Source organism: Haloferax sp. s1, from assembly GCF_058382125.1.
Genome location: NZ_JBZRPK010000494.1, coordinates 1 through 5,867, shown reverse-complemented (window position 1 = coordinate 5,867; position 5,867 = coordinate 1). Strand labels below are relative to the sequence as shown.

5 protein-coding genes are annotated in these 5,867 nt (G+C 55.5%); 1 reads left to right on the top strand and 4 read right to left on the bottom strand.

The window, feature by feature from the left end:
• Nucleotides 1–2,437 (bottom strand): PAS domain S-box protein (locus QT222_RS07775; RefSeq protein WP_491476830.1); only part of this gene is annotated, 2,437 nt, incomplete at its 3' end.
• Nucleotides 2,438–2,982: 545 nt separating this feature from the next.
• On the opposite strand from QT222_RS07775, the gene QT222_RS07770 reads away from it, so the two are divergent.
• The gene (locus tag QT222_RS07770) at nucleotides 2,983–3,351 is read left to right on the top strand and encodes a winged helix-turn-helix transcriptional regulator (RefSeq protein ID WP_004060689.1); all 369 of its coding nucleotides are present in this window, start codon (nucleotides 2,983–2,985) and stop codon (nucleotides 3,349–3,351) included.
• Between the two features lie 83 nt (nucleotides 3,352–3,434).
• Here the strand turns inward: QT222_RS07770 and QT222_RS07765 are convergent, their stop codons facing one another.
• The 3 genes from QT222_RS07765 to QT222_RS07755 all read right to left on the bottom strand — a co-directional run bounded on the left by QT222_RS07765 (nucleotide 3,435) and on the right by QT222_RS07755 (nucleotide 5,820).
• Nucleotides 3,435–3,605: a hypothetical protein gene (locus QT222_RS07765; RefSeq protein ID WP_004060690.1), complete on the bottom strand. Its 171-nt coding sequence runs from the start codon at nucleotides 3,603–3,605 to the stop codon at nucleotides 3,435–3,437.
• A gap of 540 nt (nucleotides 3,606–4,145) precedes the next feature.
• Nucleotides 4,146–4,667 (bottom strand): cupredoxin domain-containing protein, encoded by a 522-nt coding sequence (locus tag QT222_RS07760; protein WP_491476829.1) that lies wholly within the window; start codon nucleotides 4,665–4,667, stop codon nucleotides 4,146–4,148.
• Between the two features lie 73 nt (nucleotides 4,668–4,740).
• Nucleotides 4,741–5,820, bottom strand: coding sequence for a hypothetical protein (locus QT222_RS07755; RefSeq protein WP_014732850.1), 1,080 nt, complete (start codon nucleotides 5,818–5,820; stop codon nucleotides 4,741–4,743).
• Nucleotides 5,821–5,867: the final 47 nt, after the last annotated feature.

Below are 5,867 nucleotides of genomic sequence, written 5' to 3'. Positions count from 1 at the left end.
GTTCTTGGATGAGACGAGCGTCTGTGATAGAATCCATGCGGTCGGCTACCTCCAGAGCGTCCTCGACTGAGGTTCCTTCGACGCGAATATAACAGAGATAATTCCCTTCTCCGTTCAGGGTAGTCCCCTCAAGTCGACAGCGACAGCCGAGTTTCTCGGAGAAATAGACGGGAACGTTCCTCGCATCGCTGACCGTAAACTCGAGTTCGACGATTTCGTCCGAGAGGAGGAGTTCCTTACTCTGGATGGCGTTTATCGTGAACCCGATAGCGTCTCCGAGGACCTCCAGACCAGCCTGTGCCTGCTTGGAGAATGCATCTTCCCGCGTCGCGTTCACGACCAAAACGCCGTAGACACGAGCACCGTACTGGAGGGCTACTGCAGCGGTTACTTCGAGTTCATCCGCGTCGTCGGCTTCGTCTTCTATCAGATACTGTCGGACGACGTTTATCTCGCCCGTCTCGATGGCCTGCTCTACTGTGCCCTTTCCCAACTGAGACACCGACATGTTGTCGAGTGCGTCGAGGTACCCCTCCTCGATGCCTGCACCCGTCTTGACTACGACATCCTCACCGGTCACCCCCACCTCCGCAATCCAAGCGTACTCGTAGAGACTCGAAGCCGCCAGTTGCTGACAGACGCGTTCTTCTATTGTTTCACGCATCCCCGCCTCGATTAGCTCCCCGATAAGGTTCTGGACGAGTGCGTTGATACGGTTGAGCGTATCGAGTTGGTCGCGCTGGTCGCGGCACTCCGCTTCGCTCTTCTGAAGTTCTCGTTCTCGCTCGGCGCGCTCAAAGTGGGATGTGACTGTCGCAGAAAGCACCTCCGCAATCTGGACATCCGCCTCTGTGAACCCATCTGCCGATTCGGTGAACACCGAGAGTGTCCCGTGCCTTCCGAGCGGGAGGTGAAGACTCGCCTCGTCACCGGAGAAAGACTCGTTAGAGCTAGGTTGATGAACTATTGACTCACCGTTCCGATAGGCACGACCAGCGAGAGTAACCTCGAGGTCGAAGGCGGGTCGGACGTCGATTAACTGTCGGGCGGCGTCGGTGACAGCAGTCGGTTCGAGAGAGTTCGTTTCGGAGTTGAATGTACGGATACAACTGACGTCAAATCCGAGGATTCGCTCGACTGCGTTGAGGGCGGCCCAAGCGATGGCATCGCGATCCGTCGCTTGGGTCAACTCTTGACTTGCTCCGTTGAGCGCACCCAGACGGCGTTCGTACTCTTTGTGCTCGGAGACGTCTATCAGAACTCCTGTCGTTCCCTGAAAGTCTCCATCTGGCTCCGTCGGGAGTTCACTGAATCGGATTTCCAGCGGCACGATTTCACCATCTTTCGTATAGATGGGCGCTTCAACTCTCATGACGCCTCTGTCGGATTCAAGGAGTTCGTCGCGGGCGGTACGAGCGGACTCGGCGTCGACAACGGTGTATCGTTCGCCAGTCAGCAACGCTTCGTACTCGCTTCTGTCGACCTGGTCGACTTCCCCTGCGAGGAGGTGTGTCAGCGGGGTTCCGATTAGTTCGTCTTTCGTGTAGCCCGTCAACTCAGCGGTGCCTTCGTTGACAACCGTAAACCGGAACTCATCGTCGGCGGCGTAGATTCCTTCTCCGACCGCCTCGACTATTGTTCGGTACTGCTCTACTTCTCGTTGCTGCTCTCGTCGTTCGGAGACATCGCGAGCGAATACCAGCACATGCGGCTCGCCGTCAACGTAGAGGAGGGTAGCTGAGATTTCTGTCGGGAACGTCTCGCCGTCGGAAGCGCGGCAATTGAGTTCGTTAGTCCAACTGGATCCGTCCTCCAGTACTTCCTCGATAAACGCAGTAAAAGCCTCCTCGTCGGAATAGAGGTTCGACGGACTGAACGACAGGAGTTCCTCGCGCGAATAGCCAAATCGTTCACACGCCCGGGGATTACACTCTACGATTTCGTCGCTGTTCGTGTCGAAGACGAGTATCGCTTCATTGCTGTGCCTGAATACCTTCTGTGGGAATCTCCTGTTTGCTTTCGGGGGACGGCTTTCGACCACAGGAGGGGGTCGTTGGTCTTCGTGGACCCGCCAAGCACGTATGCGAAGCGTGAAAAAGCGTGTCTCGTCGTATTCGGTCGAATCAGCAGAAAAATCCACGGATATGTTGCGTCCGTCGGCGTGTACGAGTGTTATATTTGTTGTCGTGTCATCGACTCCTGTAGATGCCCGTTTGGCCTCGCGTCGAATCGTCTCAAGTGGGTCCTCGTGCTCCGGTGGGAAGAGACGGTCGACCGGTCCGCCAACCAATTCGTCCGGACCGTAGCCTAAAATCCGTTCGATTGGCTGACTAGTGAACACGACGACCCCCCCGTCGTCAATCGAAAGTATACCCTCACCCGGACTGAACACCACCTCCTGGAAGAAGGACTCGTCAAACGTGGATGCGGGTGGCATTAACTATAAATGCGTCACGATACCCCATAAACTTGGTCCGGTCTCCCAAGTAGTCTGAATGTTCGTTAAGACGTATAGTTTGGTCGAAGTACGGGCATAACGGATGACTATCTCTCAGGCCGAACCATCACCGTATCGTGGTTTCTGTAGGGTGAGCGTAGGGTATCTGACTATAGTAGCGTTTGCAAGTCATTGCACACTCAACCGACCGCTATCGTGCGATCGGCTGTGTCACCAGTTGCAAACGCTACTATAGCTGGGAGTAACAGTCCTGTTAATTGAGAGTAACGTCCTTACCACGTAGTTAGCTGAAAGTTAGTACTGTCGCGTCCATAATTAGGACATGAGACGTGTGGATGCACAGACGTACCTATCGATTTATAGGGATGAGGTATGGAATCGAAGATAAAAGCAGGTGAACTCACCGTGGTTGCATACGGGAGTTCTCGTGGATTCGATGTCGGGGGAACCGTCGATAGGTCCACGCCGAAAAGACGAAACCGCGGGTGGTCACCAGTCAATCTTCGCCGACAGTGGGGAGGACTATGAGCGAACGCCCAGACCGTATTCCCGAATGGTGTCGAGGTGAGGAGTGGTGTTCGGTTACCGCAACTGCCTCCCTGCTCGGTCGGAAATGGAAACCGGTAATCGTCGACCGACTCCTGAAAAATGGTGCCTGTGGGTTCAGCGAACTCGAGGGATTAATCAACGGTATCTCGGGGAAGGCACTCTCGAACAACCTCAAGGAACTCGAAGAGGACGAAATCGTGAACAGGTCGGTCATCAGCGAGCGACCCTACCGAGTGGAGTACGCGCTGACCGACCGGGGACGCGACCTCGAACCACTGATTGTCGCGATGCGAGAGTGGGGGTCGGCCCACTTCGGGCCGGATTCGAAAAAGGATAACCCGTAAAGGTACTCCATACCGACGCTATTTATCGCTCCGCGGGTGTTCGGCAACGTGAAATCGTATCGCTACCGACGGTCGATATCCGCTTAGAGAGCCTCGTCGCGTGCAACGGAGATGGTAGACTCTATCCACGCTCCCCGTACGTCTCCCTCGAAGATGATCAGACTTCCGTCACCAAGGTCGAGTGCCGCGAACGACTCGTATGCGTCGGGTCGGGGTTCGACGGGACATCGGTCCGGAGCGAATGTTGTGGACATACTCAATTCCCTCTCAAGTCTATGTTACCGTTGGTGACTCTTAAGTTCGTGCTAATGAATGACACACCAGCCAATCTAGAAGTGAGCAGGTGACCGTTACTTCACCGCCTGGCGTCCACGAGTGGTACCGTGCGAGCGGTAGCCGAGAGGTTCCTACGGAATCAATTCATGCCGAAATCGGCTACAGCGGATTTGCTGCAGCAGGGTCTATAGGAGCGTTCGCAAGTCACTGCACACTCGCTCGACCGCTGTCGTGCGGTCGAATGTGTCACCAGTTGCAAACGCTACTATAGTTAAGATGGCGAGGACCTCCGCCAGCAACGACATACTCCAATAAGCGAATATAATAACAAAAAAGTAATCTTTACACGTATATGGTTGTAATTGACATTTAGACGATGGCTTTTGGTAACCTCCTTTCAGTTGGGTGTGCGTGATACCTCCCAGCTAAAATTAATCGGACGACAAAACTCACTCGAAGCGCTCAGTGTCAGGCAGTAGCCGAGGCAAGAACCAACTATGAAGTGAGACCAGCCAGACCTACTCCGTGACCGTCATCTCACCCACCATACCGGCTTCCCGGTGGCCCGGGACGTCACACCAGTAGGGGAACGTCCCGGTTGACTCGGGGGTGAATACGACGGACGTAGTTTCATCCGGCTGTATCGTGTCAGTCTTGACTATGAATGTTCCCGCTTCGTCCTGCTCGGCGACCGGTCGCTCGTCTGCCGGGAACTCCCCAACGGAAAGGTTATGGGCCACTTCCCCGACGTTCTCAAAGTGGATGGTCAGTTCCTGACCAACTTTCGCCTGGAAGGCATCAGGTTCGAGGACCCACTCTGAACCCTTCACAGTTATTTCGCCGTCGAGTGCGTTTGGTGTTGGAGTTGAAGTTGGGGTCGGAGTAGCTTCTGTAGTCGGTGACGGCGTCGCAGTTGGTGACGATGTCGGCGTGTCGGTGGGAGATTCACCAGACGTATCCGCTGATGGAGCGTTACAACCGGCGAGAGCACTGAGTGTGACGCCACTCATTTTGAGAACCTTTCGTCGACTGAGTTTCATAGCGGGCATACTCACTGGTTCCAAATCGGGTTTGAAAGTATCGTACAGTACTGGAATTGGTCCACCCCCAACGTCACCCAGACACCTCCCCTTTGAACGGTGATTCAACGAGTTCTTCCTGTTCCCACATAGCGTGGATGAACGGCTGATTATTCCCGTTCGGGAGTTCGAACGCCGTCGGTACTGGGTCGAACACGGGACCATCCGCTGTCGGCCTGATTGGGAGCACCACCCCGTGGGTGTGATGGGCTCGCCCCGCAATAGTACTCTCAGTCGGGAGCGGCAACTCTTCGTCGATGGCGAGTCGGTAGTCCTGGTCTCGGACAGTCTGAGTGGTCATGAAGTGGATAACTCTAAATCCATCTTCGGTGGTTACCTCCCCGTTGACGAGTACGTCGCCAACACCCCAGAACGCCCCGTACGCGAACAGGTGCGGCATCAACGGTGAGCCCGTTCCGGTCGCTCCGTGGTGCCAAGCACCGGTCATCACTCCGCCGCCAGTTTCGTATCCCGGAATCGGTGGTTGTACGATATGGTCGAGTTGGAGTTCGTATTCGTTATCTGCTGGGTCGGTGAAGCTAGTGGTCAAGTCCGCGTCATCTGGCGTGTCTCCTACCGGCCCAGGAAGGTCATACGGCCGTCGGTCCTTGTAGGTGACCTCGAACTCGCCACTGGTTATCTGCGCATTGTCGCTGAATAGCGTTGGCTGGGTCAACTTCTCTTGGGCGACTGGGTCGTCAACCGACGCCCGCGCTTGCTCCGGTGCGGCGACCAAGGACGGAAGGTCCTGTAGCAGCTGTGGAATCGTATTACTAAGCGGGTCAGGCAGTTGTTTTGCCTGCTCGATTCGGAATTCGAGAAGGTCAGAGCCGAATCGCGGGTTATCTGGAGTGCCGAACACGGTGGGGCTGAGCCGCCGCTCACCCGGTAGCACCCAGTAAACTGTCTTCCCCGACTCCTGTCTGACTGTAACGTCTGCTCCCATCATTGTTGTTGGCTCTTCGGGTGTCGCTGTTGGTGTCGGTGTTTCTTCAGGTGTTGCCGTCGGTGTCTCTGTCGGCGTTTCGGCAGGCTGTCCACCACAGCCGGCGAGTGCACCGATGAGAAGGGTCGATGCGCCGAGAAATCGGCGTCTATTGACATCTCTATCCATACGTTGACGATTGGAACACCAACTACTGCTAGTCTGTCGGACGTGAA